Origin of the sequence: Candidatus Hydrogenedens sp. (assembly GCA_035361075.1) — a bacterium.
Taxonomy (GTDB): domain Bacteria; phylum Hydrogenedentota; class Hydrogenedentia; order Hydrogenedentales; family Hydrogenedentaceae; genus Hydrogenedens.
Map to the genome: position 1 here is coordinate 1 of DAOSBX010000021.1, position 24,868 is coordinate 24,868.

At 38.3% G+C, this 24,868-nt stretch carries 20 protein-coding genes; 4 read left to right on the plus strand and 16 right to left on the minus strand.

Features of this window, described 5'->3' with window-relative positions; genetic code table 11:
• Window positions 1-1,215 (minus strand): hypothetical protein (locus PLJ10_07875; protein ID HOK09566.1); only part of this gene is annotated, 1,215 nt, incomplete at its 3' end.
• 244 nt (window positions 1,216-1,459) lie between these two features.
• Window positions 1,460-1,738: a 50S ribosomal protein L28 gene (gene rpmB, locus PLJ10_07880; GenBank protein ID HOK09567.1), complete on the minus strand. Its 279-nt coding sequence runs from the start codon at window positions 1,736-1,738 to the stop codon at window positions 1,460-1,462.
• Between the two features lie 182 nt (window positions 1,739-1,920).
• Here rpmB and PLJ10_07885 point away from each other — a divergent pair, with 182 nt between their 5' ends.
• Window positions 1,921-2,790, plus strand: a complete 870-nt coding sequence (locus PLJ10_07885; GenBank protein ID HOK09568.1) for a hypothetical protein — start codon at window positions 1,921-1,923, stop codon at window positions 2,788-2,790.
• Between the two features lie 34 nt (window positions 2,791-2,824).
• Window positions 2,825-3,868 carry a 23S rRNA (adenine(2503)-C(2))-methyltransferase RlmN gene (gene rlmN, locus PLJ10_07890; protein HOK09569.1) on the plus strand — a complete coding sequence of 348 codons (1,044 nt, stop codon included), beginning with the start codon at window positions 2,825-2,827 and terminating at the stop codon, window positions 3,866-3,868.
• Between the two features lie 35 nt (window positions 3,869-3,903).
• On the opposite strand, the gene PLJ10_07895 is transcribed toward rlmN, so the two are convergent.
• The 11 genes from PLJ10_07895 to PLJ10_07945 all read right to left on the minus strand — a co-directional run bounded on the left by PLJ10_07895 (window position 3,904) and on the right by PLJ10_07945 (window position 18,816).
• Window positions 3,904-4,611 carry a lysophospholipid acyltransferase family protein gene (locus PLJ10_07895; protein ID HOK09570.1) on the minus strand — a complete coding sequence of 236 codons (708 nt, stop codon included), beginning with the start codon at window positions 4,609-4,611 and terminating at the stop codon, window positions 3,904-3,906.
• Window positions 4,598-5,494, minus strand: coding sequence for a 2-dehydropantoate 2-reductase (locus PLJ10_07900; protein ID HOK09571.1), 897 nt, complete (start codon window positions 5,492-5,494; stop codon window positions 4,598-4,600). Before PLJ10_07900 ends, PLJ10_07895 begins: the two co-directional genes overlap by 14 nt.
• Before the next feature lie 82 nt (window positions 5,495-5,576).
• On the minus strand, window positions 5,577-6,413 hold the full coding sequence (locus PLJ10_07905; GenBank protein HOK09572.1) for an SPOR domain-containing protein: 837 nt from the start codon (window positions 6,411-6,413) through the stop codon (window positions 5,577-5,579).
• A complete protein-coding gene (locus PLJ10_07910; protein HOK09573.1) occupies window positions 6,406-6,954 on the minus strand; it encodes a hypothetical protein in 549 nt (182 codons plus the stop codon). The genes PLJ10_07905 and PLJ10_07910 overlap by 8 nt, the downstream gene beginning before the upstream one ends.
• A 56-nt stretch (window positions 6,955-7,010) precedes the next feature.
• Window positions 7,011-9,956, minus strand: coding sequence for an AsmA-like C-terminal region-containing protein (locus PLJ10_07915; protein HOK09574.1), 2,946 nt, complete (start codon window positions 9,954-9,956; stop codon window positions 7,011-7,013).
• A 169-nt stretch (window positions 9,957-10,125) separates the two neighbouring features.
• Complete coding sequence (recA, locus tag PLJ10_07920; GenBank protein HOK09575.1) at window positions 10,126-11,166, minus strand: recombinase RecA; 1,041 nt, start codon at window positions 11,164-11,166, stop codon at window positions 10,126-10,128.
• Between the two features lie 211 nt (window positions 11,167-11,377).
• Window positions 11,378-12,121, minus strand: a complete 744-nt coding sequence (gene aat / locus PLJ10_07925; GenBank protein HOK09576.1) for a leucyl/phenylalanyl-tRNA--protein transferase — start codon at window positions 12,119-12,121, stop codon at window positions 11,378-11,380.
• A gap of 2 nt (window positions 12,122-12,123) precedes the next feature.
• A complete protein-coding gene (locus PLJ10_07930) occupies window positions 12,124-12,786 on the minus strand; it encodes a class I SAM-dependent methyltransferase (GenBank protein ID HOK09577.1) in 663 nt (220 codons plus the stop codon).
• A gap of 184 nt (window positions 12,787-12,970) precedes the next feature.
• Window positions 12,971-14,461 carry a DUF2961 domain-containing protein gene (locus PLJ10_07935; GenBank protein ID HOK09578.1) on the minus strand — a complete coding sequence of 497 codons (1,491 nt, stop codon included), beginning with the start codon at window positions 14,459-14,461 and terminating at the stop codon, window positions 12,971-12,973.
• A 152-nt stretch (window positions 14,462-14,613) separates the two neighbouring features.
• Window positions 14,614-16,101, minus strand: coding sequence for a M20 family peptidase (locus PLJ10_07940; GenBank protein ID HOK09579.1), 1,488 nt, complete (start codon window positions 16,099-16,101; stop codon window positions 14,614-14,616).
• A 33-nt stretch (window positions 16,102-16,134) separates the two neighbouring features.
• The gene (locus PLJ10_07945) at window positions 16,135-18,816 is read right to left on the minus strand and encodes a hypothetical protein (protein HOK09580.1); all 2,682 of its coding nucleotides are present in this window, start codon (window positions 18,814-18,816) and stop codon (window positions 16,135-16,137) included.
• A 162-nt stretch (window positions 18,817-18,978) separates the two neighbouring features.
• Between PLJ10_07945 and PLJ10_07950 the strand changes: the two genes are divergently transcribed.
• A complete protein-coding gene (locus tag PLJ10_07950) occupies window positions 18,979-19,725 on the plus strand; it encodes an adenylate kinase (GenBank protein ID HOK09581.1) in 747 nt (248 codons plus the stop codon).
• Between the two features lie 71 nt (window positions 19,726-19,796).
• Here PLJ10_07950 and PLJ10_07955 read toward each other — a convergent pair whose 3' ends face one another.
• On the minus strand, window positions 19,797-20,741 hold the full coding sequence (locus tag PLJ10_07955) for a DNA-processing protein DprA (protein HOK09582.1): 945 nt from the start codon (window positions 20,739-20,741) through the stop codon (window positions 19,797-19,799).
• 141 nt (window positions 20,742-20,882) lie between these two features.
• Here PLJ10_07955 and PLJ10_07960 point away from each other — a divergent pair, with 141 nt between their 5' ends.
• Window positions 20,883-22,043 carry an anhydro-N-acetylmuramic acid kinase gene (locus tag PLJ10_07960; GenBank protein ID HOK09583.1) on the plus strand — a complete coding sequence of 387 codons (1,161 nt, stop codon included), beginning with the start codon at window positions 20,883-20,885 and terminating at the stop codon, window positions 22,041-22,043.
• Between the two features lie 20 nt (window positions 22,044-22,063).
• Here the strand turns inward: PLJ10_07960 and PLJ10_07965 are convergent, their stop codons facing one another.
• Together PLJ10_07965 and cydB are read right to left on the minus strand one after the other, a co-directional pair.
• Window positions 22,064-23,758 carry a ribulokinase gene (locus PLJ10_07965; GenBank protein ID HOK09584.1) on the minus strand — a complete coding sequence of 565 codons (1,695 nt, stop codon included), beginning with the start codon at window positions 23,756-23,758 and terminating at the stop codon, window positions 22,064-22,066.
• Between the two features lie 86 nt (window positions 23,759-23,844).
• The gene (cydB, locus tag PLJ10_07970; GenBank protein HOK09585.1) at window positions 23,845-24,849 is read right to left on the minus strand and encodes a cytochrome d ubiquinol oxidase subunit II; all 1,005 of its coding nucleotides are present in this window, start codon (window positions 24,847-24,849) and stop codon (window positions 23,845-23,847) included.
• Window positions 24,850-24,868 lie beyond the last annotated feature (19 nt).

Consider the following 24,868-nt stretch of genomic DNA (forward strand, 5'->3'; position numbering starts at 1 on the left):
GACCCAATTTGACCATGGTCCAGTAATAAGTTGTGCAATGAAGTTTTGAATTAAAAGGACAGTCCAAATAATTATTGGGTAGTTTGGGAAAGGGTTTTTGCTAAATATTTGTTTTTTAGTTGATTTCCAAACATAGCAAATAATTAAAATGGTTCCAGATAAAAGGATTGGTAGAAATACTAACCATAAGACGCCATCCCAGTACTCTTCATTGCCGAGGTAGATATTTGCCCAGCCTTTTAGTCCGTTTCGCAGGGAAAGAGTAAGGGCTAAAAATACCATAAGAAATAGGGTAATTCGTTCCAAAATGGCTTTTTTGTTTATTTTCTCATGAATAATTGAATTATTCAATGGCTGGTTGGTTAGGAAATAGGCAATCCCATAGGCGAAGCCGATGCTTATCCCTCCTGACGTTTCCCAGCATCTCCACCAATTAAATTTATAATCTTGCCAAATAAGGTTTGCCCATTTCCAGTTTTGGAGTAATGCCCAGCCAAGTCCATTGAGAATTCCTACGGTCAGAATTAAGGTTATGTTTCTTCGGTCTTTTCGAATAATCTCTCCCGTTAGGATACCGAGATATAATCCCAAATGCATAATAGCGGAACGGTTATCATTTATAAGCCTTCGCAAATTAGGGTTATTTTGCAAGTCCATATATCGTTCTTTAATGGAGCTGTAAAGGGGTAAACATATTTCGGGAAGATATTCGAAAAAGAGTCTGGCTATGATAACACCTCCAATGGCAGAGGCAATTCGTAATAGCCATTCTTTTTTCGTTACTTCTTTTTCGTTATTACACCATGCCAAGAAGCACGCACCTAAAGCACCCCAAGGAACACCCGCAATAAACATCCATATAAAACCGTAATACCGTGGTATTGGGATAAACTCGCCAGCAGAGTAGTTCGTGAGCAGTTTCCCCTCGAAGAATGAGGGCCATTGCATCCAACCACGGGCTCCTGAAATAGCAATACCTAAGGTCATTGCCATTAATCCTACGGCGTTTACATAAGGGCGGATTGAAATTTGGTTTGGGTCGTAGGAAAGGAACCACCATGCAGTAGCTAATGTTATCCCTGCAAATAAACATCCATTAGACCCACCAAAACCTGAACAACCACGAACTGCCCAGGTCATACCTCCTAATCCCATAAATAGAAGTGTTGGAAGAATTAGTTCATGAACATAAAAATGTATTTTTTGTGTGTTCATTTTCTCTTTCCTTTGTATCTATTTATATAAGACCAATAAAAATACAAATTGTTTCGAGAGAAAGAAACACAAAAATGTGCAAATAAAAGACAATATTCCCATTTTCATTGTGTTTTAATTTTGTTTTTAATATGCCTACCTTTTTTTAAGTCTTGTTTGACGGTTTAATTATAAAAAGAAACGGGCAACTCAATCACTGAGTTGCCCTTAAAACTACGCCTAACAGAACAATATTATATGAAACCTAATTGTTGGCTTTACTTACGGCTGTTTTTATTTTTTGAATACCGCGTGGTACTTTTGTAAACTTTCCAGCACGGATATATCGGGCACAAACGCGGATACGACGTACTCTACCGTTTTCATCGATAACACGGATTTTTTGGAGGTTGGGTTTCCAACGACGTTTCGTTATCCCTGTTACATTTTGTCCGATACCGCCTTTTTTCTTTGCTTTACCACGGCGGATTATTGAATTTCCGACTATCGGTTTTTTTCCACTGTATTCACATACAAATGCCATTGGGGAATCCCTTTTTAGTTCAGGTTATATTACGTTCGAAAAAAAGGAAGATGTACTGCTATAATATCTCCATAACACAATATACAAATAAGGGATATAATTATATCAATTTTATAAACTAAAAGCAAGTTCAACCTACCTATCCTTAATTGGAAAACGGAAACAAACGGATTATCAGCCAAATGAATTTTAAGTATTGCCTTTCCTATTTACAAATAGTACTCAATATTAGCATTGTGCTCTTTTTATTAATAGCATGTTCCTGTTCACGATGGGGCACAACTTTGGAACATAGAATTGTTTCCACAATGGAACCACAGTTAGAAGAAATATTAAATGACCTTCACAAAAATGATGAATGTATCAAGTCTCTTAAAGGTCGTGGCACATTTACATTAAAGACACCCCAACTTGATACTATCTATCAACTGCATCAGAGCGATGTTTCTTTTCGTGCTCCTGATTTACTTCATATCATTGGACGAAAATATACTGCGACGGTTTTACGAATGACATGTTATAAAGATGAGTCGCTAATTGAGTTACCAACAGAACGTGAGTTTTATTACCATAAAGGGAGTGAGTATTTTGAGTCATCCGATGTTCATGTAACACCTTTGGATATATTCAAAGAAACATTTTTACCTGAGCGTTGGGGAGAACTTCCTTCAAATCGTGTCGTATTAACGTCTTTTGACAAAGACCATCAACAAGCCATTATAGAAATTTACTACGACAAACAACATCATAGATTACAACGTCGCATTACTGTTGAGGGAGTCCCTTGGGTTCTTGTGCGAAATGAAAGATATTCAAAACAGGGAACACTCATTTCAAAAAGTGAACGGGAGAGCTACCTTGTTACTTCAGAAGGGATTCATTTCCCCGAAATTATTCGCTGTGAATTTCCACAGGAAAATGCGTTTATGGTCATTAAATTAACCCGCTGTGTTTTTAACACGAATGTAGAACCACCGTATAGTTCTATTTCAAAACAGGTTAATATATTACGTCAGTCAGGGTATACGCCTGTAGAGATTGAGAAACGTTAATGGATTTAGAAAATGATACAGGAGCCAAAATTATATGAATAAAACAATTCTTACACGACTTTTTCCCGAGGAGATAGCAGAAGCATTTGGATTGGAATTGTATCGTGGAAGGCAGATATTTCGGTGGCTTCATGATAAGCATATTTTTGATATTCAGGAAATGACTGATTTATCTAAGGAGTTACGCCAGCGATTGACTGAGCAAAGCATCCCCTGTCAATCTGAAGTTGTACATATACAGGAAAGCCATTCGTCAGGGACTCAGAAAGCCCTTATCAAATATTTGGATGGTCAGTCTGTAGAATCGGTAATTATTCCACATCGCAGACGAATTACTTTTTGCCTTTCGACACAGGTAGGTTGTCCTCTACGATGTGCGTTCTGTGCTACGGGCAAAGTCGGATTTAAGAGGAATCTAAATGCAGGTGAGATAGTAGAACAAGTTTTGCATTTATTGTCACGAGTTGAATTAGGAGATAAGACACCTAATATTGTTTATATGGGGATGGGTGAACCTTTCTGGAATTATGATGAGGTTATACGAAGTATAAAACTGATTATGCACCCGTTAGGGATTAATATTGGGGCGAGGAAAATTACCGTGTCTACCGCAGGTGATGTTAAGGGCATTATGCGGTTTGCAGATGAAGACTGGCAGGTGCGACTGAGCATCTCTCTCCACGCTGGGAATGACACACTTCGCTCACGGTTAGTGCCCTTAAATCGCAAATATCCACTTGATAAATTAGCGGATGCCATCCATTATTATCAGAAAAAAACGGAACGCATGATTACTTTTGAATATGTTTTATTGGGCGGTGTTAATGATTCATTAGCCCACGCACAAGAACTTCTTGATTATGCCAAATCGTTCAAGTGTACAATAAATATTATTCCATGGAACCCTGTACCTGGACTTTCATTTGAACCACCCAAAAATGAGGTATGTGAAGTCTTTTTAGAATTTCTAACACAAAATGGACTTAACGCAACTTTACGAAGAGAGCGTGGTCAGGATATTCAAGCAGCGTGTGGTCAACTTCGTCGTACTATGATTGAAGTGGAAGGGCTTATGTAATAATCTGTCAACAAATAAATTTTCCCATTTGTTTGTTACCCTTCAATTTCGATATTTGTTTTGCCTTCAAGGCGACGGATAAGATTATTTAATGCTGTTTCTACTTCTTTCCGTTTTTGTTCTATTTTTTCATTGGATTCATTATCTGGTGGAGCAATAGGTTCTCCAAATTCAACATGGATTTGGGCAAACGGCTTGGGTACGGGAAATGAATCCCACGAATTCAAGTGCCATGCTTTGTTTATTACTGCACCCATAGGCACAATAGGTGTTCTTGTACGTGCTGATAGCACAGCGATTCCTGGTTTCGCAATACGTCGAGGTCCCTTCGGTCCGTCCATTGTCCAGCCAACACAACCAGTATATTCTAAAGCCTTCTGTAAACCATTTAGTGCATCACTTCCACCGCGAGAACTGGAACCGCGAACCGCTTCTATGCCGAAACGGCGTACAATTCTTGAAGCGAGTTCACCATCGTAACTGTAGCTTGTAAGAGTGTGGTAATTGGTGCCCTGGAAAAGATGTGCTCCAAAAGCCATGTGTTCATGCCAAATGGCAATAATGATTCGCTTTTCAGTATTAATAATTCTGTGAACACATTCAATATTTGTTACTTCCCATTTACATGTGCTAAAAAGGCTTTTCAAAGCAATGGCTATTATAGACGGGAGGAATGTTAATGCAATTTTTTGGGAAAAAGAGAAATTATAAGGGCTATCGTATGGGATGTCAGGAAATCTCACGTTGTTCCAAACTCCGAACAAGTTGATATACAGTTCTTGTTCGCGGCGTAGTTAAGAAGGCTGAGGTTCCACGACGCATAATTTCTCCGCTAATGGCTTCTATTTCTGTTTTTCGTCCATTACGGATGTCCTGTAACATTGATGAGATATTGTTTGCAGTGAGCTCACAGGTTTCTTCCGCATATTCTATCATACTCCGCGAGAAACGATACCCCTCTGTTCCTGCAACCTTTGAAGCTTCAGCAACAAGTTCCCGTAAAAGTTCACGGGCTTCACGAATCTTTAGGAGAGCCCCGTTAGGAACATTAAGAATGGCTGTTAGAGGATTGATACCAGCATTGATAACTGTTTTTTCCCATATTACCTGCCCAGGGCTATTTGTTATTTCAATTTTGAATCCAGCTTGTTCAAGTATGTCCAATGCTATTTTGACAGGGGCTGTTGTCCAACTACCTAAAACGGTGACGCCAGAAGCGGTATGTTTCGTTTTGCCTTCTTCTAAAAGTGTGGCAGATTCTGTTGTCGTACCAGCGAGTATCCGTTCTGCATTGGTCTTTTTACATAATATCTCTACATTCCCAAGTCCATTTTGTAATGTCAAGATGATTGTATCCTGAGGAAGAACCAGAGAGGCTGTCGAATATGATTTGACCAAAATAATAATAAGGTCCTGTCCTGCTGGAATATGGGATGTAATATGAACATGGTATGTTTCGATTTTGTCCCCTTCATGAATTTCTATTCCATTCTTTGTTAGACGTGTGATACGGTCTTGTTTATGGTCTATGAGATGAACACGAAAACCTGCTTTTGCTAATTTTCCTGCAAACAAGCAACCTAATGCTCCCGGCCCTACTACACTAACTGAATAAGATTTACTCATATTCTCCTCCTTAGGATTTTAACCACACAGATTTTATTTTCTTAAATTATATTATAGAAGAAATTCCTATGTAAACAATATTTTAAGGCTTTATAATAAATGCTTTTTTAAAATCGGGTTCTTGCGAGAGGATGTTAAGGGCTTCTCGTGCTTTCTTTTCATCAGCAAAGTTGATAGCGATTATTTTTATAAATGGACCCACCTTTTGAATTTTAAATTGGTATTGATTATTGTATTTCTTGCTTACTTTTTCAACTATCTCTTTGGCTCTTTTTTCTGCATCTTTTCCGCTCAATGCTGAAAGCTGTAAGGAATATGTTTTTTCTTTCTTCGTTTTATTTGTAGCATCAGTAGTAGCAGTAGATGGTTGAGTGTTTGAGTTGTCTTTGGTTTGATTTGTAATACCATTGTCGATGGGAGGGGTTATAGGAGATAAATCGAGCACGGGTGGTTTACTATCAGGTGATGTGTCATTTTGTGTACTACTTGTCATGGTAGTTTGTGTCGGTGGTAGCGTTGTATCTGTTGTAGTAGGTAAGTTAGATGGTGAATTATCTACAGGTGGAGTTGTTGACGATTGTTGAAGAGGTGTATCGGGTTGAGGTGCTGGTGATGCCATATCAGTAGATGGTGTAGTTACCGTTGATGCTAAGGAAGATGTGTCATTATTATTGGAAACAGTTGTTTGATTTGCAGAAGTATCTGGTGAAGACGCTATTGGTTCTGAAATCTCTGTCTTATCTTCTTTAGCAATATCGATATTGACCTGTTTTTTTCCTATATATACACCTACTAAAAAGACAACAATAAAGAAGAATATCAAGCCCACCAATATAAAAATTAGTTGCTTCGCAGTTATCTGAATCCCTAATGGGTCTTTTGGTTTATTTGGAAACGGAATTTGATTAAAATCAGGCATTGGTTATACTGTTAGTGTTTTGTAGGTTTGTTTTTTCTATCTCTGTGTTTCCTTCAAGTCGTCGTAAAATAATATTTTTGGCTTCTTCCATTTCTGAAAAGGTAAAGTTTGGGTCGCGTACTTCAATCACACGGTCATCAATACGGTCAATATACATTATTATATGTCCTTCCTTAGGTGAGATTGCCATTTCTTTTATCCGTTTAAAAACCTTTTCGCGTTTTAAGAGTTGAGAAGCAAGATATGCAATGGCAAGTTCCAAACGGGAATGGTCTTTTTCAATCATCTCATAGAATAAAGCTCGGAGAGGTGAATCTTTTGTTTCCTGTTCTTTATTCCGTTCTTTGGGGTCGACATATCGATGTCTCCATTGTGATAAAGCGGGTTGTTTTTCGGATTGTTGCCAGCAGGAGATACAAAAATCACGTCGTTGCCATTCTTTATTTAGTTCGACTATTTGAGACCATACCCACTCTTCGTGAGAGAAGGATTTGAGGCATAAAAGACATTTATTAGCATTTCGGCTGATTTTTATTTCCATTAACAACTACCTCTTTTTTTCTATAATATAATTATGACAAAATTCGCTTTTTTACTTCACTTTTGAGTTTGGGGTTGTGTTGTGCTTCCTATTACACTTCCACCAATTTTAAGTAGGTCCACTAAAATACGACGAGGGATATCGATAACACGGAAAGCTTCGGTGGTAATTTCTGCTGCACCACTTACAATAGTAACCCCTAATGGGGGTAATTCTTTCACCTGCCCCTTAGGACTAAAAGAAGGACCATGGACACGGAAACCTAATTGGATAGGATTCTGAATAAGATTCTGAATAATTTGGTGTCCGCGGATATTAAAGCTATCCCGAATTACTGTGATTTGCGATGCTAACTGCGGTGAAAATGTAAACGATAAATCGTAGTCCATATCACCATCGATAATAAACTGCCCTTTACCATCTATTTGTAAGCCTTCCGAACGGAATTGTAAATTAGGAGTTTTTATAAGGTCTTTCTCCATGGTAACATCACTCTTCAGTGAATAAAATGGTAACGTTGTAGGTATTCCAGTAGAAGATGTCTCTGGTGCAAATCTACTTAAGAACAAATCTGTTTCTACTTTCCCATTAACAACCTGAAACGAACCTTTGCCTGAGAGTGTATTTGCATCGTCCAAATCAAGTGAATATTCGACATTTCCAGTACATTCACCTTCAATCGCTTCGGGAAGATTTAGATGTCGCACAAGGTAAATCACAGGAATATTTTTCCATTGTGCTTTAAGAACGCTCACGTTCTCGGGGCTGGACACAGAGTAGCTCCCTTCAAGTGTTCCATTTCCTACATTTGCAGAAAAACGATCTAAACCGGAACTATCCGGCCTATCATATGCAATACCCTTAAAGTTTGTTCCTTCCCATGGAAGCATTGTAATCTTTTCTGAATTTAGAACAAAAGTCCAATATTCAGGAGGTCCAGGTGGTTCCTTCTTGCGTATCCGTTCTGCCTCTGCTTCTTCTTTGGAACGAAGTGGGATTAGCCATTTTACACCAATAGGCGGTATTGTTGCTTCTTTTGCGGTAATTGTAAACATACGTGTCCTGTTGTTCGGGTCACGTTCATCAATAAAAGCCTGCACAGATACATCCTTCGCTTCTAATGGAATCTCAGTTTCTTTTGCAAGAAAAGATGCCCAATCGATATCTACACTGATTTTCATAGTTTCGCCATACTTTTCATTCTTACCTTTCTTTTCCCATAAGAAGGAGCCATTTTTGCCAACTCCTCCTCTTCCCTGATAGGGGATGTTTAGGCACTTGCTTGCTGTATTAATATCAAGAGCACTGGAAGTGATATTCACTTTGCGTAAATTAAACTTTTTATTGAAATATGCATACTCAAATCGTGCATTCAGTGGAGTTGATTCTAATTGCCCAATACCATCAATAATTAAAGATTTCTTTGGGATGATATCGACCTTTAACTCAGGGATAGTTGCACCTACTCCAATTCGTTTATGGAACCACCATTCATAGCCAATATCCGCAGAGGTCAATTCCGCATTCAGTTGAGCAGAAATCTTTTCAGGTGTATAGTGTAATGTTGTTTGAAATGTAGCACTGCCCGAAAGTGAAACATCATCATCCTTTTTTATAAATGGCAGATTTTCCAACCCATTAAGAGTACCATTTATCGTAAATATTCCAGTTTTTTCCTGAATTTTATAGTTTCCTTTTAAGGTCATTAATGAATCATTATATATACCAGATAAAGAATCAATAGTCAGTTCATTTGTATCAAGAATGCAGGTTGCTGAGATATTATCTACTTTTATTTTTAATGGACGATATTCAACAATTCCATCCTTTAAGACTAATGTTCCCCTTGGAAGTTGCCCTTCTGGAACCCAACCAATTTTAACTAATTCAAGTCGGGCTTGGATTGTGGGTAATTCGTCGGTATTAGGATTAAACTGGATTGTTCCATTTGTTACATCGGCTAACGCTTCTAACATAGGTTTTTTTATTGTTCCTTTGACCCCAAAACGTAAATTATTCAGCTGGTCAAAAGTAAGAACAAAATTTCCATATTTTTCTACCTGCTGTTGAGTAAATGAGGTGATTAAATCCTCTAAGGGTATCTTCCGCACTTCTAAAGTTATGTCTAATTCAGGAGTAGGTTTGTCGAGGAAAATTAAACCTGATAAACTTCCATCAAATTCTTCAGAGGTAATATCTGCGGTTGTTATTCGTAATCGTTTTTCTGCCAATTTCAAATCTGCCAATGCTGTAATTTCACCCGTGATTGATTGAAATGGGACATTTTGAGATTTTACCTTTATATCTTCAAAGGGTGCTTCTAATGCAATAATGAGAGTTTGATTTGGATACCCAGCAACACGTAAGGACGGGGTAATAGCCCCCTCAGGATACAAAATATCAGAGAATGATACTACCTTTTCTATTTGGGATAAAAGGATTTTGTTGGACTCCGCTCGTAAATCAAAGTCTTCAAGGGAACGAAAACGCAAATCTAAATTTAGTGACGTTTCATCTGGAATTTCTGGGAGGTATGATACTGTAGTGTCTAACTTCATTCGAATTTCTGATGAATCAGAAAGTCTATAACAATCAAAACTAAACTTCTTGAGTTGAATTTCATGTTCAGGAATAAGTCCTTGAATAACAATATTATTTCGTTCCCCTACAACTCTGAAAGAAATATCTTTTAAGTCTATTGCGGAATTGGCATTTTTCTCAGAACGAATGTTCTCCCAAAATGATGGGTCTTTAATATTTACCTTTATATCAGACTGGGCAATCTGAATCATGTCAAAACTCCATTCCCGATAGAATAGATTAACCCAGTTTACATGGACAACGGTGCGGGGTATTTCCGCCTGAAGTTGAATGCCTTGATAATCCATCCGAAACTGGATGTCGTCAATGCGGAGTCCTCTCAATCCATTTGGGATTATTTTGCCAATTACAAGGTGCCCGTTAACCTTTTTGCTAATATCTCGCTCAAAATTTTCTTTCACCGATAAAATTTTATACCTGCCATATAAAAACCCAGTTGAGAGAAGAATTGCGAGAATAACAAAAAGGACTGAAATAAACCTTAACCTATAATTCGGATGTCTTACTACATCTGTTGGAATTTTGTCGGGTATCTGAACGATTCAGGGACTCCTTCTTTAATAATTTTAATTACGTTTCCTTCGTTTCAGCAGGATTTAATAAGCCAACTTTCTCTAAGATTTGATTACGAAGTTTTTCGGTTATTTCTGGATGTTCTTTTAAGTATCTTCTTGCAGATTCTTTTCCTTGTCCAATATTTTCTCCATTATAAGAGAACCATGCACCGCTTTTTTGAATAATCTTTTCATTAATGCCGAGGTCAATCAAATCTCCTTCATAAGAAATTCCTTCTTCAAAAAGGATGTCAAATTCAGCAGTACGAAATGGAGCACTTAATTTATTTTTGACTACTTTGGCACGGACACGGTTTCCTATTTCGATATCCTTTTCTTTTACAGAGGTAACTTTACGAATATCAATACGCATACTGGCATAGAATTTCAAGGCTTTACCACCTGTCGTAATTTCAGGATTGCCAAAAAAGACACCTATTTTATCGCGAACTTGATTAATAAAGATGACTAACGTTTTAGAACGGCTGATGGCTCCTGTAAGTCTACGCAGTGCCTGCGACATAAGGCGTGCTTGTAATGCCATATGTTGGTCACCAATTTCTCCTTCTATTTCCGCTTTTGGGACAAGTGCAGCAACGGAATCAATAACAATTACATCAAATGCATTACTTCTTACCAGATTTTCGCAAATATCTAACGCTTGTTCAGCATAATCAGGTTGAGATACCAACAAGTTATTAATGTCAACGCCAATTTTTTCAGCGAAAGCCGAATCTAAGGCATGTTCGGCATCAATATAACAGGCAACACCTCCATTTTTCTGGGCATTAGCCACCACATGCAGGGCAAGTGTGGTTTTCCCAGAGGCTTCCTGACCGAAAATTTCAACAACACGTCCCAATGGTAAACCACCGATACCCGTCGCAATATCTAACGATAAGCAACCTGTTGAGATAGTTTTTATCCCTTGGGTAAATCGCACGTCACCCAAACGCATAAGCGTACCACGCCCATATTGCCGTTCTAATTGACTTACCGCTATTTCTAATGCCTTACTCTTTGCTTTTGACTCTTCAGGATTTGGAACTGAGGACATATTTCTTCTCCATCTTAGTGTAAATTATAAATTTAATTTATCATGTGAAAATATTTTCACTCTATATATTATGCATATTTTATCTTTTATTGTCAATTATACTACGATTAATTACACTTGTTTCATTTTTTCAATCAAGACTGATTTTCGTTATGAGAAAATCTGACAGGAAATTATATTTTTTGAGCGGATATTTATTCTTATCAACGTTTCATCTACTCTTTTCTTTTTGTTTGTTCCATAGAGTAATTAGAGCATGATTAACATCATCATAATTAAATGTCCATTGATGGCGAGGTAATTCTTCGGGCAATTTTACTTTAAGCCAGCTCAAATATTTTTTTCGTGGTACTTCAAAAACTCCAAACCGTTCTAAATGCTCTGTAAACACCTGACAATCAATAAGTGAAATATTATGAATTAAGGCAAATCCGCATAGAGCAAGAAAAGCAATCTTTGATGCATTTGACTTTCGGTAGAACATGGATTCACCCACAAATAGTGGACCTAATTGAAGTCCATATAATCCACCGACTAATTGTGAGTCTTGCCAGCACTCAATTGAGTGAGCATAACCTAAATCATGCATTCGGTTGTATGCTTGTTCCATATCAGAAGTAATCCACGTCCCATCTTCCCATTTTCGTGGGGTTCTTGCACATGCGTGAATAACTTTGTGAAAAGACGTATCCGCTGTTATTTCAAACGGTTTTCTTTTCCATTCTCGCCATAACCGTTGAGGAATGTGTAATAAATGTGTTGGTAAGACTGCACGTGGGTCAGGGGAACACCAACGAATTGGCTCACCTTCACTATACCATGGGAAAATACCCTTTCGGTAGGCATCTAACAATCGTTGAGGGCTCAAATCTGCGCCATACGCAACTACCCAGCCATGCCATTTATGTTCTGGTGGGAATGGGTCTTCTGCTGTAAGCCAAATTGTTTTATGCATAACTACCTATTCGGTTCAGACATAACCCCATAAACATCAACATGGCGGTCTGTAACTCGTTCTACGGTTAAAAAATGAAGTCCACATTGAGATAGTTGTTCCTGAATTTCTTCAGGCGTAAATGCAGATAAAAGTGAACGGAAATATTCTTTTTTCAATAGACTTGATGCATCGCCAGCATAGGTATCGACAATTTCTTGGGCTTTCTCCGTCGATATAGGTCGGAATAAATCACGTAGGAACAGGAAACCATTAGGTTTAATAATCCGCTTGATTTCATTCCAAAAGGGCATGGGGTCTAACAAATGATGCAATAGGCTATTTGTAAAAACTACATCGATAGAATAGTCAGCAAATGGTAGGAACTTAGCATCACTAAGTATCCAAATCGGCTTCCTAATTCCAAATTGCTTCTGTGCAAATCTCAACATTGCTTCTGAACCATCTACACCTATAATATGCCAATCCTCATTTCTCATAAATGTTCGATACGTAATATCGCCAGGACCACATCCCAAATCGACTGCTATCAGTTCTCCAGACAGAGGAAGGATAGAACATAATTTCTCTACAAATTTTTCGTTTACATCAGAAAAATCAGTTATCGAATATGCCTCTGCTTCTAATGGGTCGTCCATAAGTTCGGGTTCAGGTTGTCTCTGCATAAAAATAGGTCTCCTTTCCCATTCTAAAAAATCTGCATATTATGCAAACCATTAATATAAATTACACTATCGTCTTAACAAATCTCAAATAAATTCAAATTATTTTTGATGGGGAAAAAAAATCATCTTTCCCTTCTCAAAATATAGGAAGAAGCTTATTTAGATGTGTCCTTTTTCTAAATAGTTATTCGACTTTTATGCAGTCTAATCCAGCCATATAACTTGTAGATTGTTCATTTTTACCAATAATTCTCAATTCAATTTTATTTTGTCCAGCCAAGACATTCGCTTTAAATTGAATAGAGTCTCGTACTACTTTATCTTTATTATAGCCATCCCATTCCGCTACTTTTTGGGAATTAAGCCATAATTCTACTTTTCCATAATCAGGTGCTTTGGTATACCACAGGGTTATTTTTTTATCTCCTGCCATATCTGATGGGACATCCACAGTGGTTACATAATTCCTCGGACCTTCAGGCTTAAACCATAACTGTTTTCCATTGCTCCATTCATTCCCAAACCCTGACAAATCCTGTTCAACTACAGTGTCATCTAAATTCTGGAATGCTAATAATCCACTTTCAATTTCAATTGCCCCAGGTTCATAATGGGTCGCTTGAGCTGGGGCAGATTGAGGAAGTCTATCTTCAGGAGCAGGTAATGGTTCAAACGGGATGTGTGGTTCTGTTTGGTACCAATAAGCAACAGAACTAAAATCATCAGAGCGGTCATTTGCATGCCCATGCTCTATAGTTACACGGATAGATTCTTTAAATGGGACTGGGTCAAGGATATGGAATCGATATACATTCCATTTTTCACCACGTTTATGTTCTCCTCGCAAAGGACAACCAAAGAAAAGATAGCTAAATGCAGGTCCGTAACACCATGCACCGCAGAAGTAATCCTCGGAACCTGTGCCGTGCAGAGACGGTTTTTCTTCGCCATCCACATAAAACCTGTCGTCACCTTCGCCCCACCAACCATCTGCCCGATTGTGAATGGATAAACTAACACCTACATAATGTCCTCTCCCCTTTGCTTCGAGGAAAGTATAGTCGGTTCCTTCAGTGCAAGGATATTCTTGACGGTAATGAGCATGGAAACGTAACGGTGTATCTACTTTTCCTATTTGGCGATAGTCTACATAATAATAAAAAGCACCACAAACATCTGTCCCTTCATTTGTGATAGTAACCAACGCACCATTGGCAAATGGCATATACCAAAAGCAATTGAGAGCATTTGATGTTCCTATCTGAATAGGGTAACTACTGTACGTGTAGTATTGGGCATGTCCTAATCCAAAGAAATCCCCGATAGGTGACTCTACGGACGGATTTGTTTCACCGTCCCAATACATTCGCAATACAAGGTTCTTTAAATGATTTGGGTCTTTACTGGATATTGTTACCCATATATGGGTAATAGCACCTGCACCTTCAATTTTTGCCAATGTCCTTGTTTCGCCAATGGCAATAGGTTGCTCTTGCATACCATCGGCATTACCTCCCGTCCTGTCATAACTTGATATCCGATGTGCTGTAAAATCTTTTTCATCTGCTAATGATTCTGCAAGAGTCTTAGCAACGACTGACGCTGAAAATGTGAAACCCAATGCAAAACATAATACAAACAGAAATAATGTGTTTAAAATAAAGTTTTTCTTCATAAACCTTCTCCTTATATTTGTATTTTAAGTTTATGACCATTTTACACAAATTTAGGTAACAAAAAAAATTGGTAAAATACACAAAAACTAATGGTCTGTTGCGTTCACTCATAAAAATATCATTTTAAGAACCCTAATTAAATCATTTTTCACTAATTACTACCTGTATTTTTTAATAAACGGATATAAAATTTGATAGCGGTGGTGTAATTGTCGATACTAAGTCTTTCATTAGTACTATGAATTAAATCGAGGTCTTCACGGGTGAACTTCATAGGCTGGAATCGATATGTGTTCTTAACAACGTCCATATAGTTAACTGAGTCTGTCCCACCTAAAGTTAATGCACTCGCTACAGGAATATTACCCCATATAGCATGAATAGAATTGACAATTGCTTTATACCCTTCGCTATTACGGTCAGATAAACGACTTGCTTCATCTGTTTTCTCAGGGGAGAACGGTTGTATTTCAACTCGCGGGTCGTTTATCACTTTTTTAATATAGTTTATTACCTTTTCGCTATTATCTCCAGGTAACATCCGCACATTAACTACAGCCCATGCGTTTGAAGGGAGCACATTTTCCTTCTCACCAGCGTGGAACAATGTAGGAGCGAAAGTCGTTCGAATAGCCGCATTAGCACTCGGAATATTTTCAAGTGCTTTTTTTAATATTCCACCCAATAGCCACAAATTAGAACAAACAACCCGCATCGAGAAATTCATATAAGGCGATAGGTCTTCTAACATCCAACGTAGTGGACCTTCAAGGGTTGCAGGCATAGGATTTCGTTCTATTTTAGATATGGCATTGGAAAGAATACCAATAGATGTCTCTTTCGGAGGTTCCGCAGAATGTCCGCCAGCGGTAGTAACCATGAGTTTTAAGGATAAATATCCTTTTTCACCAATTCCAATAAGGGCAGTAGGACCATTAATTCCTGGGAGCAGTCCCTCTGTAACTGCCATTCCTTCATCTAAACTAAATTCTGGTCTGATTCCTCGTTCTTTTAATAATTCGGCAACCTTTTTGGCTCCCTTTCTACCACCTACTTCTTCATCATGACCAAATGCAAACAGGAGCGTCCTTGTCGGTTGATAGTTTTCCTTTAGCAAATAATTTACTGATTCCAGTAAAGCCATTACATCACACTTCACATCAATAGCACCTCGCCCCCAAATATAACCTTCTGCTACTGCTCCCGAGAACGGAGGGTATTTCCATTGACTCTCAGTGCCTTCTTCTATAGGAACAACGTCATAATGTGCCAAGAATAATGCTGGTGGTAATGATGGATTTTTCCCTTCCCAGGTGTAAAGTAAGCTGTATTCATTGACAATATCTCTTTTTAACGTTGCATGCACCTCGGGAAATGTTTCCTCTAAATATCGTATAAATTTCTTATACTCTTCCCAATCATTTTGCATCTCTTCTTGATAAGAGATGGTTTTAAACTGTAATGCTCGACCCAAATTATTTGCTATCATTTCTTTTTCTAATGAAACAGAAACTTCTTCTACTCTGGGGACTTCTTTTTTATGCCACCTTACTTTTTCTGCTCGAGAAAGGACAATAGCAAGAATTACGATTAGAAGAGTTAATACCCCTACTAATAATAAACGGATAATTTTTCTCATAAGATTTTCCTATTTTAGGTTATAATAACTACTCTATTGAGCTAATGTAACATTCCAACCACGTGCTCCGAAAATTGGTTGTATATTTTCAGAAACCACATCCAGAGGTACCTTTGCTTGTATTACTACTTCTTCATCTGGACGCAGAACTATACCACCCTCTGACCAGTAGACACGGGGGAGTTCATACCCTGGTTTATCAGGCAAGTATAATTCAGGAATAATCATAAATGCGATAGTATCCCCTTCATTTTTGATTTGTACGTTAAATAATCGTTCATTATTCGTTTTTAGTGCTTCTTGTCCTTTGAGACGAATCTGTGTTGGTGTTAACTCGTTTAACTTCGTAAAGTCAGCTACAGATTTTGGGCGAGTGTAAAATATTCCTTTGAGGTTATGGCCAGTGTCTCCTGGAATATCTGGCTTATCGGATAACCAATAAGTATTTCTTGAAATCAGTTGGTTGTTTTCATCAAAAAGTTGTAATCGTAAAAAGAACATGGGACTTCTTTGCTCTTTTGAGATATCTACTTCCATTACCTTTGTTTTTCCATCTTCGGCAACCTCGACAGCAGATTTATCCCTTGACCAGAAAATTTCACCATTCAAATAAAATGCTTCTGCTAAGACCTTCAAATTAGAGAACTTCTTTCGGTAGCTATTGACCAACCACACACATTCATCATCATAAGCAAAAAGGACATGTAATGGCTCGCATGCTTTTTTCGCCCCGTAATATGCGGATGTAGGCCGTAGGTACCAATCAACATAATGCCATGTAAGTGTGGCAGGCCAGGCAACATCATACTTCCATGTTGTTATCCCTGTAGCTGAATATTTATTTCGTGCGTAAGCCTCAAACATCCCTCGAGCACTGTTATAATTCATTGTTTCCACTTTTTTGGAAAAGTCTTCTAAGTTATCTGCCTGTCCATAACAGCGGTTCATTGCCTCACGAATAGCATAGAAATATGTCCCTCCCTGAATTACAGTATGGAATGACCACGCCTCTGTGTCGAGAGCAGGCCAGAGCTGGTCAGGGGGTAACATTTCCTTAATGCTCGTAGGCGAAGCGATAATTCCACCAATACCTCCTGATTGTGCAAATCCCCATGCACCATCATGTGTCCTAAGATAATAATGTGATGGACTTGCATACGTCCAGAGTTCCCGAGTGCCTGTACGTGTTCCACCTGTAGAACGACGGGTAGTGGTAACAAATGTTCCAGAATGTGGTTGATAGGTTCTATGAAGTCTATGTTTTTCTATGAAGTCTTTATATGCAGTATCCAATTTATCTGATGGGAATGTTTCATCATGTCCAAGAAAGTGAACCAGACTGGGATGGCTCCGTATTCGTAACATCATGTCTTCAACACAACGAATAGCAAGGTCTTCATCTAAAATAGTCCGCCCGAAAATCTGTTGTGTAACCATAACGCCATACTCATCGCACAAATCATAGAACAAATCCGTTTCACGAATTGAGAATCCTTCGGAACGAAGCATATTCAGTCCTGCTTCTCGGGCAAATCGGATAAGGGCTTCATAACGTGTACGTGTTAAACGTAATAGCATGTCAGAGGTCATCCATGCTCCACCACGAATCAATATTTTTTCACCATTTACATAATAAGTTCGCCAATCCTCATTGTTTAGTTCTGTATATACATCACGAATTCCGAAACGGGTCTGGGCAATATCAGAACACTGGTCATTTATAATGGCTTGTAGTGAAAGCTGATACAGATTTTGTTCTCCTAATGGAGCAGGCCACCAAATGCGAGGGGAGGTTATATGGAGAATAGGATAATCGTGTGGGGTGAATATAATCTCACGTTTTTCTCCAGGTTTTAACTGAACCTTTTGTTCAAAAACACGGTCTTCAATTTGTCCTCTCACTGTTGTTTCAACTTCGTATGTCGTTAAATTAGTAGCCCAAACAGAAACCGTTAAATCAGCACTGTCCAGCGTTGGCAACGATAGTTTCGTTTCTACATAAGGATGTCTTAGGGCAACCGCCCCTTGATTTTTTATATAAACTGCCTGCCATATTCCCATGTTTAAGTCTGGTGGTTGCGGATTGTGGTCGTCCCAACCTGTTGTGGCTTCAATTTGTTTTGTATCGTAATCTTTTTCTGGCAATAATCCTGGGGGAGAGATTTTCAATGCTAAGGCATTTCGAGCACCATAGTTAAGGTCATTAGTCACAAGAAACTCAAATCTACGAAACATTCCCTTCACTTCGGAAGAGTCTGCTATTTTCTTTCCATTGAGCCAAACTTCTGCTTCGTAATTAATTCCATCCAGATGAAGTGTGCATTCTTTTCCTTTCCACTCTTCAGGAACATCAAACTCCGTGCGATACCACCACGGGTCTCGAAAAGGACTATCTTTGGGCATAATTAACCACAGTCCATCCTGATAACCAGGCACATTCTTAAGATTTGTGCCATAATACAAATTTGGGTATACACCTGCATCTTCAAGAATAGCAAGCACAGTATTCGGGACTTGCGTTTTATACCAGCCATCTGTTGATTTACCCACTGTTGACCAGTAATCTCCCTGCTGTTCTAATCCCTTTGAACTTTGAACCTGCCATCCTTGGTGCAACGTTATTACATCACCAAACACAGACGGGATAGCAAGAATAAAGCTGATAATAAGTATTTGTCGTAATGTTCTTTTTTTTAGATATTTACTTGTTCTCATAACACTCTCCTTTATCTTTATTTATGAGTATATTGAAAATCTACTTTTCTTTCAAATAGAGTTGACTAAGAAAATGAATTGTTAATGTTTTTTTAGTTATACTTAAAACACTTTTTGAGTAAAACAAATAAACAAACCTTACAACAACAGGAGGGTATCCTTATGGTAAATGAAGGTGTAATTAATGCATGGCTTTATGGCACAGAGTGTAAAAGTGATTTGCCAAAACCTGCACGTCCTTTACATATCGTCTTGCTTGGAGCCCCAGGAATAGGTAAAGGGACACAGGCAGAGTTTTTGAGCAAGAAATATGGGGCTGTCCAGCTTTCAACTGGCGATGTATTTCGTGCTGCAAAAAACACACCTGCTGATTCGTTAAGCCCGGCAATGAAAGAAGCGATGGAAGCCATGAAAGCAGGTAAACTTGTCTCGGATGATACAGTGATTAATCTTGTTCGTGAACGGAAAAATTGTTTAAGTAGCGGTTATGGCTTTTTACTTGATGGTTTCCCGAGAACTGTGCATCAAGCAGAAGCATTAAAACAATTATTGGCAGAGTTAAATATTAAATTAGATGCGGTTCTAAATTACACATTAGATACTGAAGAAGTAGTTAAACGATTGAGTGGTCGGAGAACTTGCAAACAATGTAAAGGAACAGCACATATCATTTTTAACCCACCCAAGGTTGATGGTATTTGCGACAAATGTGGTGGCGAATTGTTTCAACGCGAAGATGACCAACCAGAAGCTATTCGTGTGCGATTAAAGACATACGAAGAAAGCACGGCTCCATTAGCGGATTATTATGAAAAAGAGGGGTTACTAATTACTATTTCTGCGGAAGGAACTCCCGAAGAAGTATTCCAAAAGACAGAGACCATTTTGAAACAACGGCTCAACATATAACAATACCTATTTTATTATTGCCCAACATTTCTAAAATAAATGTTTCTATTTGCCAAACACGGAAGATGAATTTATAAGTTAAATAAATCTTTTGGCAAGTGAGTTGTTGTTTCTATTTCTATATTTAAACTTTTTTCTAATTCTGGATAATTCAATTCGTGATTATCTTTCAACAGGGGTGTTACCTTTGGCAAATAATCTAATATCTTGGCAAATCCCTGTGGATTATAAACGAATACTGGCAATCCCCTCATTAAAAGGTTTCGAGCCACACTAAGACTCCCTCCTGCATGGGAAGGTTGAAATACACAACCGACATGAGCAAGTGTTGCTATAAGTTGATTACGTCGGACAGCCTGTGATTTTAACCAATCGGCGTCAGGCAACCATGGGCTTATTAGTTGCATATTTCCATTCTGGATTCCTTCTTCCCACAACGGAGGTATGTTGAAACAAAAAATACCACAAGGAAGAATAACACGTGTAAAACCACTTAAACTTAGGACTGTCTCATGTCCAATACAATCAACCCCTACTGCACCTCCAGAGATATGTGAAAAACTATGTTGAACAAAAAATTGAACCGTATCTGAAACCAGTTTTGCCATATATTGGGATGGTTTTGTTGTACCAACTACCGCAACGGTTTTTACAGTATTATCTAATGGAAACTTCCCCTTAAAGAACATTATAGGAGGTGCATCATTTCCGAGAGGTAACCATTGTTTTGGATACTTATCGGAGCCAATGTATGCAATAGACCAACCTTCTTCTAATATTTTATTAAGATATATTTCTGTTTTTATGAATTCCTCTTTATCAAAAACAAGCCTCGTTTGTAAATAGTTATTACAATGTTGTCCTTCTCCATTCAAAAAACATAATACATTGTCTTCTCCCATTGATAACAAGGAATGAACTATTTTCCAGGATTGTCCTGTTTTTCTTAATAAAACCAGAAAAAAGCATGTTAGCCGTTTTGCTATGTCGGATGTCGAGAATGTGCTATAAATCATAATAGAAGAATATTTCCTAATTTTTTATCAATAAAAATTTGAACTTAATGTTAAAAAGGTATATTATTTATAATAATGTCAACAAATAATATATTATAAAATATTATTATAGAAATAACTTTACATAAGGTGATATTACGTATGTTTGACTTAAAAGCACTTCAAGATAAAATTCCACGATATGTTGTTGGACTTGTCTCTGGAGCCTCATGTGATGGTATTGATGCGGTATTAGTTCGCCTAAAGGGTACAGGACCGGAGATGGCAATACGACTTCTTGCTTCAAATACATTTCCATATACAGAAGACATACGACTGGCATTATTATCGGAACATAAAACGGAACGTGAAGTATGCCAATTAAACTTTCAGATAGGGGAATTGTTTGCCCAAGCAGGGTTAGAAATGATTAAGATTGCAAAGGAACAAAATTTTGATGTGGACTTAATTGCCTCTCATGGACATACCATTGCACATTTAACACCCCCTACCTTTTCTAAGATTGGAACTTTGCAGATTGGTGAACCTGCAATTATTGCAGAACGTACAGGTTTGCCTGTTGTTTCTGATTTTAGAGCACGTGATATGGCAGCAGGTGGTCAAGGAGCGCCATTAATGCCCTATGCAGATTGGATTCTCTTTCGCCGTTCTAAAAGAACTATTCTTTGTATTAATATTGGTGGGTTAGCAAATATGGCAGTAATCACACCTGAATTTGAAAATATCTTTGCTTTTGACACGGGTCCTGGAAACATGATTATTGATTCAACAGTTCGACTGTTAACTCGTGGTGAAGAAAACATGGACAGGGATGGTCGAGCTGCAAAACATGGACAAGTTATTGATGAGTTTCTTGAGTATTTGCTTGACCACCCCTTCTTCATTAAGGTTCCACCGAAAGCGGCGAGTCGAGAAGATTTTAGCGAAGAGGTTTATTTGCGTGATGCCCTTGCGAGTCGGAAGGAATACTCATTCGAAGACCTCGTTGCAACAGTAACAACAGTAGTAGTACGAACCATTGTCGATGCTTATGAAAGATTTGTAAAACCAAAATACGAAATTGACCATGTGATTATTGGTGGTGGTGGAGCAAAGAATAAAACCATATTTAAGTGGATTGCACGTAGTTTTGCACCGATACCTGTATTTACCAGTGACCAGTATGGGATACCTAATTCGTGTAGGGAAGCACTTGCGTTCGCTATTCTTGGAAATGAAACTATCTGCGGAACACCTGCTAATATTCCTCAGGTAACAGGTGCATCACATCCTGTTATTTTAGGTAAAATAACCCCACCTTAAGAATACATAATTGTTGATAATTAATCCTGAGTCACAGTTCGACGTAGAGTTAAAAGTTCCTTCATTACATTGGCGAGATTACCCTGATACTCTTTTGTTCCAAATGCATCATGCAATTGACGATACAGTTTATATAATTGATTATATATCTTTTGATTTTCTGGGTTTGGAATGTATTTTGTAGATTGTACACCCGTCATAGCATCTACTGCTGTGGCAAAATTATCATGTCCACCGTTTTGACTACCTGCGACTACCGAACCACAAATAGCAGAGCCTAAAGCACAGGTTTGTTGACTTCGAGATATTTCCATTGTTTTGCCCATGACATCCGCAAGGATTTGCATTACCAGCGGATTTTTCATAGCGATACCTCCGCAATTAATAACCCGATTCGCTTTTAGCCCATATTCTTCAAATCGTTCCATAATAACCCGTGCTCCGAAGGCAGTCGCCTCAATCCATGCTCGGTATATTTCTGCAGGCTTTGTAATTAAAGTCAAGCCAAGAATCGCTCCTGTCAATTGTGGGTCTACTAAAACAGTACGATTCCCGTTGTGCCAATCCAACGCTAAAAGTCCTGTTTCTCCAGGTTTTAACTTTTCTGCTTCTTTAGTTAGTTGTTCATGGGAACCTTGGGTTGGTCCTCCAGGTTGGATATATTGGACATACCAGTTATAAATATCTCCAAAGGCGGACTGTCCAGCTTCAAGACCGAACATACCTGGCAAGATAGATTCGGGGACAATCCCACATAAACCGGGGATATCCGGTAGTTGTTCCTCTAATGGAGCAACCATCATATCACAGGTAGATGTGCCTACAATTTTTGTTAGCACTCCTGGTGCAATACCACAACCGACTGCACCTAAATGTGCATCAAACGCACCTACAGCCACAGGTATCCCTGGACGTAGGTCTAATTTTTCCGCCCACTCCTGTGTTAATTCACCTGCTTTATCTTTAACGCAATACAAAATGTCAGGCAACGTCTGACGTACCCGTGCCAACTCTGGGTCAAGTGACCCTAAAAAGGTCTCGTCTGGATAACCATTCCAAGCGGGATTTGCCATCGCTTTATGTCCTGCGGGACAGATACCTCGTTTTATCTTACTGGGATGAGATGTTCCAGTCAGAACAGCGGGAATCCAGTCAGCACATTCAACCCATGTATAGGCTGAAGTAAATACATTCGGAGCAACTCTCCGACAGTGCAAGAGTTTTGACCAAAACCATTCTGAGGAATATGTTCCTCCACATTTGGCAAGGAAATGTGGGCGTTGTTGTTTTGCCTGCTGTGTAATTTCATCTGCCTCTGCATACGAGGTATGGTCTTTCCAGAGCCATGCCATAGCGTTTGGGTCGTTAGCAAATTCAGGATGAAAGGCTAAAGGTATTCCTTCTTTATCCACAGGTAGTGGTGTACTTCCTGTCGTATCAACACCGATACCTATAATAGTTCCTGGAGAAAAGCCTTTATGATTGTTTTTGGCATCCTCTATAGCCTTTTTAACTACAACTTCTAAACCTGTAAGATAATCTTCCGGGTGTTGACGTGCAAGATGGGGATCTTTGGCTGATAATATAATTCCTTGTTCGCCATGAGCATAGTTTACAACTGCAGTTCCTATCTCTTCGCCTGTCTGCACGTTTACTATTAATGCACGAACTGAATTTGTTCCAAAATCCAAACCAAGTGCATAATTTTCTTTCATGGTCCTCATGCTCCTATCTTACAAAAACCTATTCTTATGTTGTTTTAAGTATATTACATTTTTGGTGGGTTCAATTTAAACCTGCCTTAGTAGGAAGTCTCGTCTAATTTGACAGGACCACGAAATACCCAATACACATAACCTGTATATACAAGAACAATAGGCAAAACTGCTAATACAATTCCCAACATAATCGTCAATGTCTTCTGACTGGAAGCGGTATTGTAAATGTCCAGACTAAAAGCGGGATTTATAGAAGAACGGACTAAGTATGGAAACATATTTGAAGCAAAGATAAGAATTAGCATAAAAATGTAAGCCACATTAGAAAAAAAGCCTAATTTACCCTCTTCTCTCCAACAATATAATAAAGTGAGAGCCAATGACAAAACAGCAAATAAACCAGCTATAGAAGTTAACAAATTAGGTCTTGCCCATGGAACTGTGTAAAAACTAACTGACGTTAGTACAGCGAAAAGAATAAGGACTAAAAAACTTAATACTTTTGCTGTTTGTTTCATTTGGTAATTCAATTCACCTTCTGTTTTAAATTGAAGATAAAGTGAACCATGTAGGGCAAAAAGAACAATGACAAAAATACCAGTACACACTCCTATGGGATTTAGAAAAGAAAAGAAATTGCCAATATAAATTCCTTTTTCGTTAATAGCAATTCCTGTTATCGCATTTCCTCCTGCAACACCTAAGAGTAATGTTGCCACAAGACTTGAAATAGAAAATAAAAAATCCCAAATCCGTTTCCAGAATAGGGAATCAACTTTGCTACGGAATTCCAACGAAGCGGCACGGAAAATTAATGAACATAATAACAACATAAATGGTGTATAAAAGGCAGAAAATACAGTAGCATACGCTGTTGGAAATGCGGCAAATAAAGCCCCACCGAATGTAATTAGCCACACTTCATTGCCATCCCAAACGGGACCGATAGCGTTCATCATAATCCGTCTATGTTCATCTCTCTTTGTAAAAAGGTGAAGAATACCTACTCCTAAATCAAATCCTTCTAAAATTGCGTATGCAATAATTAGAACCGTTAACAATATAAACCAGATAACATTCAGTAGCATAATCTATCTCCTCTTCTGA

Coding starts and splice junctions, on each gene's coding strand:
- PLJ10_07930 (HOK09577.1), bottom strand. CDS start 12,786: ATGCAGAGACAACCTGAACCCGAACTTATGGACGACCCATTAGAAGCA.
- PLJ10_07910 (HOK09573.1), bottom strand. CDS start 6,954: ATGGAAATAAAAATCAGCCGAAATGCTAATAAATGTCTTTTATGCCTC.
- PLJ10_07955 (HOK09582.1), bottom strand. CDS start 20,741: ATGATTTATAGCACATTCTCGACATCCGACATAGCAAAACGGCTAACA.
- PLJ10_07885 (HOK09568.1), top strand. CDS start 1,921: ATGAATTTTAAGTATTGCCTTTCCTATTTACAAATAGTACTCAATATT.
- PLJ10_07900 (HOK09571.1), bottom strand. CDS start 5,494: ATGAGTAAATCTTATTCAGTTAGTGTAGTAGGGCCGGGAGCATTAGGT.
- PLJ10_07905 (HOK09572.1), bottom strand. CDS start 6,413: ATGCCTGATTTTAATCAAATTCCGTTTCCAAATAAACCAAAAGACCCA.
- PLJ10_07945 (HOK09580.1), bottom strand. CDS start 18,816: ATGAGAACAAGTAAATATCTAAAAAAAAGAACATTACGACAAATACTT.
- rpmB (HOK09567.1), bottom strand. CDS start 1,738: ATGGCATTTGTATGTGAATACAGTGGAAAAAAACCGATAGTCGGAAAT.
- cydB (HOK09585.1), bottom strand. CDS start 24,849: ATGCTACTGAATGTTATCTGGTTTATATTGTTAACGGTTCTAATTATT.
- PLJ10_07940 (HOK09579.1), bottom strand. CDS start 16,101: ATGAGAAAAATTATCCGTTTATTATTAGTAGGGGTATTAACTCTTCTA.
- PLJ10_07960 (HOK09583.1), top strand. CDS start 20,883: ATGTTTGACTTAAAAGCACTTCAAGATAAAATTCCACGATATGTTGTT.
- recA (HOK09575.1), bottom strand. CDS start 11,166: ATGTCCTCAGTTCCAAATCCTGAAGAGTCAAAAGCAAAGAGTAAGGCA.
- aat (HOK09576.1), bottom strand. CDS start 12,121: ATGCATAAAACAATTTGGCTTACAGCAGAAGACCCATTCCCACCAGAA.
- PLJ10_07935 (HOK09578.1), bottom strand. CDS start 14,461: ATGAAGAAAAACTTTATTTTAAACACATTATTTCTGTTTGTATTATGT.
- PLJ10_07965 (HOK09584.1), bottom strand. CDS start 23,758: ATGAAAGAAAATTATGCACTTGGTTTGGATTTTGGAACAAATTCAGTT.
- rlmN (HOK09569.1), top strand. CDS start 2,825: ATGAATAAAACAATTCTTACACGACTTTTTCCCGAGGAGATAGCAGAA.
- PLJ10_07950 (HOK09581.1), top strand. CDS start 18,979: ATGGTAAATGAAGGTGTAATTAATGCATGGCTTTATGGCACAGAGTGT.